General features: G+C 62.3%; 15 protein-coding genes. 11 read left to right on the top strand and 4 right to left on the bottom strand.

Going from position 1 to position 14186, the window contains the following annotated elements:
- Positions 1-52: 52 nt before the first annotated feature.
- The 10 genes from CLU90_RS07345 (at position 53) to CLU90_RS07300 (ending at position 9532) form a co-directional block, all read left to right on the top strand.
- A complete protein-coding gene (locus CLU90_RS07345; protein WP_092709928.1) occupies positions 53-997 on the top strand; it encodes an agglutinin biogenesis protein MshI in 945 nt (314 codons plus the stop codon).
- Positions 994-1698, top strand: coding sequence for an MSHA biogenesis protein MshA (locus CLU90_RS07340; protein ID WP_100427554.1), 705 nt, complete (start codon positions 994-996; stop codon positions 1696-1698). The genes CLU90_RS07345 and CLU90_RS07340 overlap by 4 nt, the downstream gene beginning before the upstream one ends.
- The gene (gene gspM / locus CLU90_RS07335; RefSeq protein WP_100427553.1) at positions 1695-2420 is read left to right on the top strand and encodes a type II secretion system protein GspM; all 726 of its coding nucleotides are present in this window, start codon (positions 1695-1697) and stop codon (positions 2418-2420) included. Before CLU90_RS07340 ends, gspM begins: the two co-directional genes overlap by 4 nt.
- Positions 2405-2803, top strand: coding sequence for an MSHA biogenesis protein MshK (locus CLU90_RS07330; protein WP_232731111.1), 399 nt, complete (start codon positions 2405-2407; stop codon positions 2801-2803). The genes gspM and CLU90_RS07330 overlap by 16 nt, the downstream gene beginning before the upstream one ends.
- 13 nt (positions 2804-2816) lie before the next feature.
- Complete coding sequence (mshL, locus tag CLU90_RS07325; protein WP_092709549.1) at positions 2817-4604, top strand: pilus (MSHA type) biogenesis protein MshL; 1788 nt, start codon at positions 2817-2819, stop codon at positions 4602-4604.
- The gene (locus tag CLU90_RS07320) at positions 4605-5507 is read left to right on the top strand and encodes an ExeA family protein (RefSeq protein WP_100427551.1); all 903 of its coding nucleotides are present in this window, start codon (positions 4605-4607) and stop codon (positions 5505-5507) included.
- Positions 5508-5524: 17 nt separating this feature from the next.
- Positions 5525-6607, top strand: coding sequence for a tetratricopeptide repeat protein (locus CLU90_RS07315; protein ID WP_232731109.1), 1083 nt, complete (start codon positions 5525-5527; stop codon positions 6605-6607).
- Between the two features lie 26 nt (positions 6608-6633).
- A complete protein-coding gene (locus tag CLU90_RS07310; protein WP_232731108.1) occupies positions 6634-7524 on the top strand; it encodes an alpha/beta hydrolase in 891 nt (296 codons plus the stop codon).
- Between the two features lie 95 nt (positions 7525-7619).
- Positions 7620-8717, top strand: coding sequence for a serine hydrolase domain-containing protein (locus CLU90_RS07305; RefSeq protein WP_100427549.1), 1098 nt, complete (start codon positions 7620-7622; stop codon positions 8715-8717).
- Positions 8718-9073: 356 nt separating this feature from the next.
- Positions 9074-9532, top strand: a complete 459-nt coding sequence (locus tag CLU90_RS07300) for a nuclear transport factor 2 family protein (protein WP_157808767.1) — start codon at positions 9074-9076, stop codon at positions 9530-9532.
- A 44-nt stretch (positions 9533-9576) separates the two neighbouring features.
- Here the strand turns inward: CLU90_RS07300 and CLU90_RS07295 are convergent, their stop codons facing one another.
- The 3 genes from CLU90_RS07295 to CLU90_RS07285 form a co-directional block, all read right to left on the bottom strand.
- Complete coding sequence (locus CLU90_RS07295) at positions 9577-10680, bottom strand: HD-GYP domain-containing protein (RefSeq protein WP_100427547.1); 1104 nt, start codon at positions 10678-10680, stop codon at positions 9577-9579.
- A 41-nt stretch (positions 10681-10721) separates the two neighbouring features.
- Positions 10722-11900 carry a pyridoxal phosphate-dependent aminotransferase gene (locus CLU90_RS07290; RefSeq protein ID WP_100427546.1) on the bottom strand — a complete coding sequence of 393 codons (1179 nt, stop codon included), beginning with the start codon at positions 11898-11900 and terminating at the stop codon, positions 10722-10724.
- Positions 11901-11984: 84 nt separating this feature from the next.
- A complete protein-coding gene (locus CLU90_RS07285; RefSeq protein ID WP_100427545.1) occupies positions 11985-12419 on the bottom strand; it encodes a putative toxin-antitoxin system toxin component, PIN family in 435 nt (144 codons plus the stop codon).
- 30 nt (positions 12420-12449) lie between these two features.
- Between CLU90_RS07285 and yaaA the strand changes: the two genes are divergently transcribed.
- Complete coding sequence (yaaA, locus tag CLU90_RS07280; RefSeq protein WP_092709529.1) at positions 12450-13220, top strand: peroxide stress protein YaaA; 771 nt, start codon at positions 12450-12452, stop codon at positions 13218-13220.
- 98 nt (positions 13221-13318) lie between these two features.
- Here the strand turns inward: yaaA and CLU90_RS07275 are convergent, their stop codons facing one another.
- Positions 13319-14122: an outer membrane protein assembly factor BamD gene (locus CLU90_RS07275; RefSeq protein ID WP_086140734.1), complete on the bottom strand. Its 804-nt coding sequence runs from the start codon at positions 14120-14122 to the stop codon at positions 13319-13321.
- Between the last annotated feature and the right edge of the window lie 64 nt (positions 14123-14186).

Here is a 14186-nt window from a genome sequence, read left to right as displayed (position 1 = left end):
CATCATTCGGACGGCACCGCTGTCGTCGCATTTCATTACCTGGATCGGTGGCATGGGTTTATTCGCAAAAGCAAAAAAACACGAGGGTTGGCTGGCGACGTCATTTTCAGCGGAAGGCGTGTGCGCCGCCGTGGTCAAGCGGCGCGCGGACGACAAGCCGCTGGTGCAGGCGGTGGCCACGTATGCCGGACGCAAGCCGCTGGCGGCGGCCATCCTTGAAAAAATGAACCGGGATGTGCATGCCCAGTCGTATCGGAACACCACCTTGCTCGGTGCGGGCGAGTATCAATTGCTGACCCTCGATGCGCCGAACGTGCCGCCGGAAGAACTCAAGACCGCCGTCCGCTGGCGCCTGAAGGACATGATCGACTTTCCGGCGGCGGAGGCCACCGTCGACGTCTTCGATATTCCAGCCGACAGGAACGGACCGGGCCGCGCGCAATCGCTGTTCGCCGTCGCGGCGCGCAACAATGCCGTAGCCCAGCGTCAGGCGCTGTATGGCGAATGCAAGATCGCCCTGTCCGTCATCGATATCCCGGAAATGGCTCAGCGAAATATCGCGGGCTTGATGGAAACGCAGGGGCGGGGCCTGGCCATGCTGTCTTTCGATGGCGAAGGGGGACTGCTGACCGTGACCTTTGATGGGGAGCTGTATCTGGCGCGGCGCATCGACGTGACCGTGACGCAACTGGCCGATGCCAGCGACACCCAGCGGCAGCAGTGTTACGACAAGATCACGCTTGAACTGCAGCGTTCCTTTGACCATTTCGATCGTCAATTCCATTTCATCACCATTGCCAGGCTGGTCCTGGCGCCTACCGGCAGCGATGGCCTGCATGGCTACCTGGCGGACAATTTGTACATGCCGGTCGAGGCGCTGGATCTGGCGACCCTGTTTGACTTTTCCAAGGTGCCGGACTTGTCGGCCGCTGCCGGCCAGGCACGCTTTTTCCTGGCCCTGGGCGCGGCCTTGCGGCAGGAGGGGATGCCAGCGTGAGCCAGCAAATCAATCTGTTCAACCCTGCGTTTGAAAAGCGGAAGCAGGCGCTGTCGGCGCAGGGCTTGTTGCGGGGACTGGGGCTGGTCCTGGCCGCCAGCGCCGCGCTGGTCTGGTTTGGCGCGCGCCAGGTGGCCGCGCTGGAACGGGCGGCGGCCGACGCCAAGGTCATGCTCGACGCGCGCGAGGCGCGCCGGACCGATGTGTTCGCGCGGTTTCCCGTGCCCGGCAAGGACCCTCTGATCGCCAGCGCGCTGGGCCAGGCCGAGGCCGACCGCAGCGCCTTGCAGGAAGCGGGGCAAATTTTGCAGGGCGGTGAACTGGGCACCACGCGCGGCTATGCCGATTATTTCCGCGCGTTCGCGCGCGCCAGGGTCAACGGCTTGTGGTTGACGGGCGCGAGCATTGCCGGCGCCGGCAACGAGATCGGCTTGCAGGGGCGGGTCGTGCAGCCGGACTTGCTGCCGCAATACATCAGCGCCCTGTCCAGGGAATCGGCCTTGCAGGGCAAGTCGTTTGCGCGCCTTGACATGACCACCGCTCAGCCTCCAGCTGCCCAGGCTTCCGCGCCGGCGCCGGCGCCAGCGTTACCGGGCGCAGCGTCTGCCGCCGCCGTACCGGCACCGGCACCGCGCTTTATCGAATTCAGTTTGCAATCGTCGGCGGCGCCCGCCAGCGGCGCAGGGACGGTCAAGCAATGAAGCAGCAATGGCAACAATTCGCCTTGAAATTCGATGCACTCAGCGTGCGGGAACGTATCATGATCTTCGGCGCCAGCGCCGCGCTGCTCATGTTCATCGTCTTTTATCTGTTCATCGATCCGCAGCTGGCCAGGCGCAAGGCGCTGGCCGACACGATTGCCCAGCGGCAGCAAGCCGTCGCGGCCGTCGATGCCGAGATGGCGCAAAGAATGGCCGCGCATGCGGCCGACCCCAACGTGCAGGACCGCATCCGGCTCGAACGGATCAGGCAGGAAGTCCTGCAGATGCGGCATGGCTTGCAATCGACGCAAAATGGCCTGGTGGCGCCCGAGCGCATCGTGCCGATGCTGCAGCAATTGCTGAAACAGCAGGCCCGCTTGCACCTGGTGTCGCTCACTACCCTGCCATCGGGCGCCATGGGGCAGGGCGGCCATGCCGCTGCCAGCGCAACAGCGGCGTCCGCACCTGCCGCCGCGCCTGCCGCGAAGTCGCCAGCGGAAGCCGAGCCGGCCAGGGCACCGGCCCTGCTCTACCGTCATGGCGTGGAAATCGTATTGCGTGGAAATTATCTGGATATGGTGAATTATATGGATGCCGTCGAGGCCATGCCGGCCCATGTGTTCTGGGGCAAGGTCAACATGCAGGTCGAGCAGTATCCGAACGCCACGCTGAGCCTGACCTTGTACACGCTCAGCCTGGACGAGAAATGGATCGCGCTGTGATGCGCGCCGGCCGCTGCGCCTTCCTTGCCTGCGCGCTGCTGGCGCCGGCGCCGGGTGTGCTGGCCCAGGCGCTGGCCGATCCCACGCGGCCGCCCGATGCGGCGCCTGTCCAGGGTAGTGCGGCCTCTGCCGGCGTGGCGCGGCCGCAGCTGCAATCGGTGCTGATTTCCAATCAGCCCGGCGGACGGCGCCTGGCCGTGATCGATGGTCGCAGCGTGCGCGCTGGCGACAAGCTGGGCGGAGCAGTCGTCGTCGCCATCGGCGAGACCAGCGTGACCTTGCGGCGCGGCAAGACACTGGAAACGCTGCGGCTGTATCCGAAGACGGTCGACGCAAATGATGCAATGCATGTACGAAGGAAACAGGTTCATGTCACCCAATAAATACAAGGCGGGAATGCGGAAGATACTTGAAATCAGCAAGCGGGCGGGCGTTCTGGGACTTGCAGCGGGTTTGTGCGCCTGCAACGTCGCGCCTGTAAAGCGCGATACCTACAATGCGATCAAGGAACAGGTGGCCGGCGCGGCAGCGACCACCGGCCCGGCGGCGCAATCCGACGCGGTGGAAAACGCGCTGCTGCCGCCCGCGTCCACGCTGGCCGCGCAGTTGCCCAAGGCGCGCGGCGTGCTCGACGAGCGTTTCAACGTCGCTTTCAACAACGTGCCGGCCCGCCAGTTCTTCCACTCGCTCGTCAACGGCACGCGCTACAACATGCTCGTGCATCCGGACGTGCAGGGCAGCATTTCGGCCAACCTGAAGGATGTGACCCTGTTCGAGGCGCTCGACGCCGTGCGCGAGATGTATGGCTATGATTACAAGGTCGACGGCACGCGCATTACGATACGGCCGCTCACCATGCAAACCCGCATGTTCCAGGTCAATTACCTGACGGGCAACCGCAAGGGCATGTCGAACCTGCGCGTCTCCTCGACGTCGGTATCGAATGCCGGCACGAGCACCAGCGGCCAGAGCGGGAGCAACGGCGGCCAGCCGGCGCAGCAGAACCAGCCGCAGCAGCCAGGCCAGTCGGGCCAGCAAGTGGCGCAGGACAGTTCCAACCTGAGTACCACGTCCGACAGCAATTTCTGGGCCGAACTGAAGGATTCGCTGGGCGCCATCATCGGCGGCACGGCCGACGGCCGCAAGGTGGTGATCAGCCCGCAGTCCGGCGTCGTCGTCGTGCGCGGCATGCCCGACGAGCTGCGCGCCGTCGATCTGTACCTGAAGGCAACGCAACTGTCGGTGGACCGCCAGGTGATCCTGGAAGCCAAGATTCTCGAAGTGGAATTGAACGATAATTTCCAGACCGGCATCAACTGGGCCTCGTTCGCCTCCATCAAGAGCGGTCACACGAACCGCATTTCGACGGGCTTCATCCAGCCGGGCGGCACCCTGGCGCCGCTGCCGTTCAATGGCGGCCAGCCGCCGAACATGACGAATGGCAGCGGCTTGACGGCCAGCAGCGGCTTTGGCCTCAGTTCGGCGGCGAATGCGGCCGGCTCGATGTTCGGCCTGGCGTTCCAGACGGCCAATTTCGCCGCAATGATCACCTTCCTCGAGTCGCAGGGGGCCGTGCACGTACTGTCGAGTCCGCGCATCGCCACCATGAACAACCAGAAGGCCGTGCTGAAGATCGGCACGGACGAATTCTTCGTCACCGGCGTAAGCACCACCGTGACTTCCACCGGCACCACGGGCGGCACCACTTCCAGCCCGAACGTCACCTTGCAGCCGTTCTTTTCCGGCGTCGTGCTCGACGTGACGCCGCAGATCGACGAGCAGGGCAACATCATCCTGCACGTGCACCCGTCCGTCAGCCAGGTAACGACCGTCAACAAGCAAATCGACCTGGGCAGCGCCGGTTCGCTGAAGCTGCCGCTGGCCGCCTCCAGCACCTCCGAAATGGACAGCATGGTGCGCAGCCAGGATGGCCGCATCGTCGCCATCGGCGGCCTGATGCGCCAGGCCACCACGTCGGACCGTTCGCAAGTGCCGGGCGCGGGCGACATTCCCGTGCTGGGCGCGCTGTTCCGCAACACGGGGCAGGTGATCCAGAAGCGCGAGCTGGTGGTGCTGATCAAGCCGACCATCGTCGAGGGCGCCAATAGCTGGAACGAGGACTTGCTGGAATCGGGCAAGCGCATCGAGGCGCTGGACCCGCGCCGGCCGTCGGAGCGGCGCTAAATGTACCAGGCCCATTTCGGCTTGCGCGAGGCGCCGTTCGGCCTCACGCCCGATACCAGTTTCTTCTTCAATGGCCCGCAGTCGCAAAAGGCGCTCAATACCCTGCTGGTGGCGGCGCGCAATGGCGAGGGCTTCATCAAGATCACTGGCGAAGTGGGCACAGGCAAGACTTTTCTTTGCCGCAAGTTCATGCAATCGTTGGGACCGGACTTCGTCACGGCCTACATCCCGAATCCGAACCTGCCGCCCCGTTCGCTGATCCTGGCGCTGGCGGACGACCTCGATGTGCTGCTGGAGAAAGACGCCGATCAGCATCAGCTGCTCAAATCCCTGAACCTGCGCCTGCTCAACCTGGCCGCGCAGGGCAAGCGCGTGTTGCTGTGCCTGGACGAAGCGCAGGCGATTCCCGTCGACAGCCTCGAAGCGCTGCGCCTGCTGACGAACCTGGAAACGGAAAAGCGCAAGCTGCTGCAAATCGTGCTGTTCGGCCAGCCGGAACTCGACGTCAAGCTGGCCCTGCCGGAAATCCGCCAGCTGGCGCAACGCATCACCTTTCACTACCACCTGGGCCCGCTGTCGCGCGACGACGTGGATTTCTATGTGGCGCACCGCCTGCGCGTGGCCGGCTTCGACGGCGCGCGCCTGTTCAGCCGCGGCGGCGTGCGCAAGCTGTACCAGGCTTCCGGCGGCATCCCGCGCCTGATCAACATCATGGCGCACAAGGCGCTGATGGTGGCGTATGGGGAAGGGCGGCAGCAGGTCAGCGGGCGCCACGTGGCGCTGGCCGCCAGCGATACCCTGGCCAGCACGCCGCGCTTCTGGCGGAGGCCTTGGCCATGGCTGGCCGGCGCCGGCGTGCTGGCTGCCGCCAGTGCCGTGAGCTGGACTTTATTGAACCGATGACGAAGATGAGCCTGTAGATGAGCCTGATTAACAAGATGTTGCAAGACCTCGATGCGCGCGGCACCCCCGATGGTCGCGGCGACGCGGCCGGCATCCGCTCCGTGCCCGAACGCGAGCGGGGCCTGCCGCGTGTGCTCGTCTTCGGCGGCGCGGCCGGCCTGACGGCGGCGGCCATCGCCCTGGGCTGGGTGTACTGGAAGCGCCCGGCCGTGCCGCCCGTGCTGGTCAATGTGGCCAGTATTCCGGTCCCGGCCCCGGTCCCGGTCCCGATCCCGGTCCCGGCGCCTGCGGTGGTTGCGCCCGCGCCGGTGGCCGCTCCTGCCGCGCCCGTCGTTGTTGCGGAACCTGAACCCGTGTTCCGGGCCGAGGACGCCGCCCCGGCGCCCGCCAGAGCGCGGCCCGCCGAATTGCGCCGCATCACGGAAAAAGCCGCCAAGCCTGCCGCTGCGCCCGTCGTCAAGACGCCAGTATCCGCCGCCAGTGAGCGTATCGTCGACGGCAAGCAAGTCACCGCCCAGCAGCGCGTGGAGAACGAATACCGGCGCGCGCTGGCCCAGTTGCAGGATGGCCGCGTTTCCGACGCCATGCTGGCCTTGCAGCAGACCTTGCAGCTGGACCCGCGCCACCAGGGCGCGCGCGAAACCCTGGTGCGCCTGCTGCTCGAAGCCCAGCGCCCGGACGAGGCGGCCCGTCAATTGCAGCTGAGCCTGGCATTGGACCCGAAACAGCCGGCGCAAGCGATGATGCTGGCCCGCTTGCAGCTGGACAAGGCCAACGGCGGCGTGGCCGCCCTCGAGACTCTCATGCGCAGCCTGCCGTACGCCATCGACAACGGCGAATACCAGGCTTTCCTGGCCGGCGTGCTGCAACGCGAGCAGCGCTACCGCGAAGCGTCCGAACATTACCAGCTGGCCTTGCAGACGGCGCCCGACAACAGCGTCTGGTGGATGGGGCTTGGTATTGCCTTGCAAGCGGACAACCACCCGGCCCAGGCGCGCCAGGCGTTCGAGCGGGCCAAGGGCTTGCAAACCCTGTCGCCGCAATTGCAGGCGTTTGTCGAGCGCAAGCTGGTGCAGCTGACGGCGGCTGCGGCGAAGTAACTTTGATCTCAATGAAAGAAACCAGCTTGAAACCTTTCAGTTTGCTCATCGTCCTTTGCTGCCTGGCCAGCAGCGCAGTTGCCGCGCCCGCCAGCTACGTTCTGGAAAATACGGAAGTGCGCGACATCCGTGCGCAAGCCTTGAAACGCGACTATCAGCTATATGTCGCCTTGCCCGATTCCTATCGGCAGGGAAATAAACGCTATCCGGTGCTGTTCGTCGTGGACGCCAATTATGCGTTTCCCGTCGTGCGCAATATCGCGCAGCGCCTGAACAAGCATGCGGGGATGGAAGAAGTCGTGGTGGTCGGCCTGTCGTACGCCAACGGCGATGGCGGGGTGTACAGCCGCCGCCGCGACTACACGCCCACCACGCCGCGCAAGACTGAGTACCGCTCGGACATGCCGGGGCGGCAGCCCGCGTTCGGCGAAGCGAAGGCCTACGGCCAGTTCATCTCGGGCGTCGTGTTCCCCTTCATCGCCAGTAACTATCGCGTCGACATGCAGCGCAAGGTGTTCATCGGCCATTCCTACGGCAGCCTGCTGGGCCTGCAATTTCTGCTGACGGAACCGCGCACCTTCGAGCACTACATCCTCGGCAGCCCGTCGCTGTGGTACGACGCCGGCGTCATGTTCGACCGCGAGCAGGCGTATGCGGCCAGCCACAAGGACTTGCCCGCGTCCGTGTTCTTCGGCATCGGCGGCCTGGAAAAGCTGGCGGCCGGCAAGAAGCGTTCGCGTTCGGAGGAAGACGCCGACATGGTGGCCGACTTGCGCGAGTTCGACGGCAAGCTGAAATCGCACAAGTATCCGGGCCTGAAGACGCGTTTGCGCGTGTTCGAGGATGAAGACCATGCGAGCGTGTTTCCTTTTGTGCTGACGCATGGCTTGCGGACGTATTTGACGTCTTCAAAATGACGGTTCCGGTGCCGGCCGTGTGAATTCGCAGCCATGCAGGGGGCGAGGGTATAATTTTCCCGGTTGAGGTTCTTAAACCAAACGACGATATCCCCATGAAAACTTCTGATGCTGCCGGAAAAGCGACTTCGCCACTCGCCATATTGGCGATTTCATTTCTAGCGATAAGCGCTGTATTTGCCGATGTCCATGCTGAAAATATTGCATATGCAGACAAGCCGGATGACTACGCCGCTCAAATTGACAGCTTGCTCAAGGAAACAAGTCCACGAAGTTTCAACGGGGTGATTCTCATCACGCAACATGGGAAAACGATATATTCAAAAGCCCATGGTTATGCGGATTTTGAAAATAAAGTGCCCTTGAAACTGGACGATAACTTCCGCATCATGTCGAATAGCAAGCAGATCACGGCAGCGCTGATTTTAAGGGAAGTTGAAAAAGGCAGGATAGACTTGCATGGTCCCGTTAGAAGATACTTGCCTGATTTGCCTCAGGCCTGGGCCGACACGGTGACCGTGCATCAGCTGCTCAACTTTTCGGCTGGAATCACTGACATTGACGCGCCGCTGAGTTTCAAGCCGGGTACGGACTTTTTATACGGTGTCACAACGTATGCCATGCTGGGGCATATTCTTGAAAAAGTAAGCGGCAAAAAGTATATCGAAGCGGCAAATGACTTGTTCAAAGAGCTGGCAATGGACAATAGTTTTTGCTATGAGGAAGGCAAGAAGAATAACGTTATCAATGGCTATGTCAATTCGAAAAATGTATTCGAATTGAAAACGCATCCGGTTCAGGGGGCAGGCTGGGTTGACTTCATTCCCGCCGGAGGCATTGTTTCAAATGCAAGGGACTTGACTATCTGGGATGAAAAACTTCATAAAGGACAAATTTTAAAGCCGGAAAGCTACAGGCTGATGACGAATTACGATATATCCAGCCAGCACGTCGCTTTCGGTGCGGAAAAAATTGGCTATGGATATGGTGTCTATGTGAACGACAGGACACCGGTCAACTACATTGGCCACTCCGGAAAAGGGCTGGGGTTTGCATCAATCAAAATGTATTTTCCTGAAAAAGATGTCGACGTTGTTGTCCTGGAAAATCAATTTAGCGAAGACAGTGCCCTTCATTACTATTATGAAATAAAAATAAGAGAAATAGTAATGAGCAGCAATCTTGTAAAATAGTCAGGTCTCTCTGCCATAAGCATTGCCGAAGGTTACGGCTGCGGGCATGTTTTCGAGGCTGGCAGATGCCGGAAATACCTGTTCTCCCCTGGGGGCTATTGCAGGAGGAGGCATCTTGGTGGAGGACGCCTGGCTTTGCATGCCGCGATCGCCAGCATGGCCAGTCAAGCCGGCGAAACGGCGTTTCAATCCCCCGATCCAGCAGTTTGTCTCAATGGCATGTGCCGGAAAATGGCAAGCGGATAGCATGCGGTGGCTTACTCACGATCGGCTGCCCGCAAGCGAGTGTTCGATGCTGACGGTAGCGCCGTCATCAACGGATGTTTCTCAATGACCTTGACCAGGATGAAATACGCATGAAATTATCCCTTTCACCTATTCTTTCCACCTGCCTGCTTGGCAGCTTGGGCGTTATCGGTAGTGCGAGCGCGGCGCCCGCCGACGCCGAACTGCTGGCCCTGGTGCAGCGCCATGCGCAGGCCCAGAGCAGCTTCGATCAAGCCGCCTTGAAAGCCACCACAGCCGAGAATTATGTGGAAATATCGCCGGTCGGCGAGGTGGACGGGCGCGAAAAAATGCTGTCCTTCTATGCGCCGGAGCAGAAGCGGCCGAGCCCTCAAGTCCAGGTCGATGAGCCGGTAGTGCGTCTTTTTGGCGATACGGCGCTCATCTCGGCACGGCTGTCCTATCGTGTCAATCAAGCTGAGGTTGCACGCACCTTCGCCCTGCGCGCCGGCTATGTCGCCCGGCTTGTCGACAAGCAATGGCTGCTGGTCAGCGCACAGTACACGGGCATCCGCCCGCCGAAACCGTGACGTGACAGCTTGCGGCTCCGGCCTCCGGGCCTTGCCCAGCGAGGCTAGAGCCGCGCCTCATCGCCCCACACATGCCGCATGCTGAAGCGCACGCCCGCGTCATCTTCGTGCAGCGACGAGACGATGGCGAACTGGCTGTCTGTCGTGTCGCGCGGCGTCATCTGCGATAGCTGGGCGGCGGCCAGCGGCGCGCCCAGCGGGTCGCTGAGCGGATGCACGTGGCCGGCGCCCCGTTGCGTCACCACCCCCAGTTCGCCGCTGCGCAGGCGCACCAACGTTCCGGGCGGATATTTGCCCAGCAGGCTGACGAATTGCTCGCCCAGCTGCGGGTCGATGGCCACGCCCTGGTCGAGGAAGATGTGCTGCAGCGCCTGGTCGGGCACGATGGAGCGCCGGTAGTTGCGCGCCGAGACGCGGGCGCAATAGCGGTCGGCCAGGCCGATCAGCTTGGCGTTTTGCAGGATTTCATCGGCCGTGCGCCCCTGCGGGTAGCCGCTGCCGTCGTCGTTTTCATGGTGCAAGAGCACACAGCTGAGCCATTCCTCGTCATCGACACCGGCGCAGCGCAACAATTCCGTGCTTTCCTGCGGATGCTGGCGCACGATGCGCATTTCCTCGTCGTTCAGGGGGCCGCGCCGGTCCTGGAAACTGTCGTGGTGGCGCAGCATGCCCACGTTCATCGTCAGCGCGGCGGCGCCGATCAACAGCAATTCGTCGTGGGACTTGTGCATGCTGCGGCCCACCAGCATGGCCAGCAAGGCCGTTTCGATGCAGTGGCGCACGGCGTAGCTGCCGGCGATCTGGTTGAGCAGGATGCTGGCCAGCGCGATGTCGGCATCGTGCTCGAGCGCGCGCAGCAGTTCGCGGGAGATGTCGCGCACGTCGCGCTCGGCATTGTTTTCGCTGCGCAAGGCCAGCAACAGGCGCTCCAGGCGCTGCGCCGCCTCGTTGAGCAGGCGCAGGACGGACGGCTGGTCCGGCGCGCCCACGTACAGGCCCAGCTGCAGCAAACGGCCCAGCTGCGCGCCGTCCGTGATGATCTGCCCCTTGCGCAGTTGCGGGCCGGCACTATGGTCCGCGAGAAACAGATCCCAGGGCAGGGGTTCGCCGGGAACCAGGTCGGCCGGGCCGATGCGACGCTGTACCATGCTTGTCATCCTTTGCCCCGCCGCAGCGGAGCAGTGCGGTATTAAATGCTGCGCAGGCGATCGAGCGCCAGGCGCAAGGTCTCGTCCTTCTTGGCAAAGCAGAAGCGCACGATGCCCGACTCCTTGCCCTGCGCATAAAACGCGGACACGGGAATGGCGGCCACCTTGATTTGCGTTGTCAGCCATTCGGCGAATTGCGCTTCGGTCTCTTGCGAAATGGCATCGTAGCGCACGCACTGGAAATACGTGCCGTCGGCCGGCAACAAGGTAAAACGGCTGCCCGCCAGGCCGTCGCGGAACACGTCGCGCTTGCGCTGGTAGAACGCGGGCAAGTCCAGATAGGGCTGCGGGTCCGCCATGTAGCCGGCCAGGCCGTGCTGCATCGGCGTGTTGACACTAAACACGTTGTACTGGTGCACCTTGCGAAACTCCGCCGTCAGGGCGGCCGGGGCCGCTACATAGCCTATCTTCCAGCCCGTCACGTGATAGGTCTTGCCGAAGCTGGACACGATGAAGCTGCGCGCCGCCAGTTCCGGGTTGCGGCTCAATGAAGCGTGCGGCACGCCGTCGTATACCATGTGTTCGTACACTTCGTCGGACAGGATCAAAATTTGCGTGCCGCGCACGATGTCGGCCAGCGCCGCCACATCGGCGGGGCGCAGGATGGTGCCCGTCGGGTTGTGCGGCGTGTTGATGATGATCAAACGCGTCTTGCTGCTGACGGCAGCGGCCAGCTTGTCCCACGGCACGCTGTAACCGTGTTCACCGACTTCCATGGCCACCAGCACGGGCACGCCGCCGGCCAGCGCGATGGCGGGCAGGTAGCTGTCGTAGGCCGGCTCGATGACGATGACTTCGTCGCCCGGATGCACGCAGCACAGGATGGCGGTGGTGAGCGCCTGCGTGGCGCCGGCCGTGACCGTGATTTCCGTGTTTGCATCATAGCTGTGGCCGTACAGGCTGGCGATCTTCGCGGCGATGGCCTCGCGCAGGGGCGCGGCGCCCGTCATCATCGGATACTGGTTGTGGCCGGCGCGCATGGCGTCGCCGACCAGGTCGACCAGGGCCGGGTCGCAATCGAAATCGGGAAAGCCCTGGCCCAGGTTGACGGCGCCATGCTGGGCCGCCAGGCTGGACATGCGGGTAAACACGGTGGTGCCGACAGCAGGCAAGCGGGTGGTCAGGGCGGGAGTCGTGTAGGGCAGGGACGGGCTGTTCATGAACGGTAGGGGCGCGGTGCGGAAAGTGGAATCGTGCCCCATTCTAGCGCAGCGCGCCCCGTCGCGTGCGGGGCTTTGGCGGCTTCAGGCTGGCAAGGCCCAGCCTTCCGGCACCATGATCTTGAACATGCCGGCCTTGGCCGTCTTGCGGGCCAGTTTCAGCAGGGCCTTGTCCTTGGTGATGAGGATGTCGGCGTTCGCGTCGCGCGCCAGCTCGAGGAACTTCTGGTCATCCTTGTCCGTGCAGACGGGCAGGCGCACGCCGGAAACAGGCGGCGCCACGACGGTGATGTGGGCGTCGAAGCGGGCGGCGGCAACGGCCCGACTGGCTTCATCAAGGGGCAGATGCTTGTAGTGCAGCACGACCAGGTATTCCTCGCGGCAATCCGCCCGCGTGATGGCGTGCACGGCGCCACTTTCCATGGCCGCCAGCAGGCCCGCCCAGCGCGGGTCGTTGAAGACGAAGAGGTCGAGGCAAACGTTGGTGTCGAGGACGAGTTTTTGTGGAGCAGGTATCATGTCGGCAATTCTATTCTGTAGTGATAATTTATGTTGATCGTGCTTTCGCCCGCCAAGAGTCTCGACCTGGAGACGCCGCCAACAACCTCGTTGCACAGCACCCCCGATTTTCTCGACCATTCCGCCCAGCTCATCGCCCGCATGCGCCAGTTTTCCCCTGCCGAAGTGGGCAGCCTGATGGGTATTTCCGACGCCTTGTCGGCCCTCAACGTGGCCCGCTACGCATCCTGGACCCCGCAGCTTGACGACGCGCGCCAGGCCATCATGGCCTTCAATGGCGACGTGTATGCCGGTTTCGAGGCGCGCAGCCTGCAGCCGGCCCAGCTCGACTATGCCCAGTCGCGCGTGCGCATCCTGTCGGGCCTGTACGGCTTGCTGCGCCCGCTGGATCTGATCCACCCGCATCGCCTGGAAATGGGCACGCGGCTGTCGACCGCGCGCGGCAAGGATTTGTATGCGTTCTGGGGCGACACCATCACCAACGGCCTGAACCGTACGGCCAAGGAGCAGGGTGCGAAAGTGCTGGTCAACCTGGCGTCCGAAGAATATTTCAAATCCGTCAAGCCGCGCCAGCTGGACGTACCCGTCATCGCGCCCGTGTTCGAGGACTGGAAGAATGGCAAATATAAAATCATCTCGTTCTACGCCAAGCGCGCGCGCGGCATGCTGGCCCGCTATGCGGCCGTCAATCAGATCCGCGATCCGCAGCAGCTGAAGCAGTTTGACGTCGACGGCTACGCGTATGTGCCGGAGGCGTCGAACGATACTAACTGGGTGTTTCGGCGCAAGGTCGGAGAGTAACCCTAAAGCAAATGCTGGGGTCGTACCCTCAGGGTACGACCCCGGATTTTGCCGTTGGGCTAAGAAAAAACCGGGCTAGCCCGGTTTTTTATTGCAGCTTACTGCCAGAATTTCCACCACTTGCGTTCCTTGTTCACCCCTTCCGGGCTGAGGAATGCCGTGTTCGGATAGTTCTTGGTCAGCACGCGCAAGGCGTCGTCGCGCAAGTCGGTCAAACCCAGCTTGTCATACGAGCGGTACATGATGAACAGCGCTTCTTCGATGGCCGGCGAGGCGGAAAAGTCGCTGATCGTCGTTTGCGCGCGGTTGGCGGCGGCCAGGTAGGCGCCGCGGCGGTAGTAATAGCGCGCCACGTGCACTTCGTATTTCGCCATCGCATCGATCAGATAGTTCATGCGGGCCAGCGAATCGGGCGCGTATTTACTGTTCGGGAACTTGTCGACCAGTTGCTTGAAGGCGGCAAACGCTTCGCGCGTGGCTTTCGGATCGCGCTCGGTCGGATCTTGCTCGTACAGGAAGTTCAGGAAGCTGATCTGGTCGTTAAAGCTGATCAGGCCACGCAAGTAGTACATATAGTCGACATTGGCGTGGTTCGGATGCAACTTGATGAAGCGTTCGACGGCAGCCAGTGCCTGCGCCTGGTCTCCCGACTTATAATACGCGTAAGCGATCTCCATCTGCGCTTGCAGAGCATAGTTGCCGAAAGGATAGTTAGCCTCCAGCTTCTGGAACAGGCCGATTGCAGCTTCATAGTGCTGCCCGGCCATTTCTTCACGCGCCTCCGAGTATAATTTCGTAACGGACCAGTTTTTGGTCTCATCCACTTTTTCAGGCAACAAGCTGCAAGCGGACATGCCGAGCAGAACGACTGAAGCGACTACCAACGATAATTTTTTTTGCATGACGTTTTGCAAGAAGGTTTTAACCAAGATTTTACAATAGGCTGATTATAGCCGATGGGAATGC

Source organism: Janthinobacterium sp. 67 (assembly GCF_002797895.1).
Taxonomy (GTDB): Bacteria; Pseudomonadota; Gammaproteobacteria; order Burkholderiales; family Burkholderiaceae_D; genus Janthinobacterium.
The sequence above is the reverse complement of the archived record's forward strand: the minus strand, read 5'-3'. Positions and strand labels throughout refer to the sequence as shown.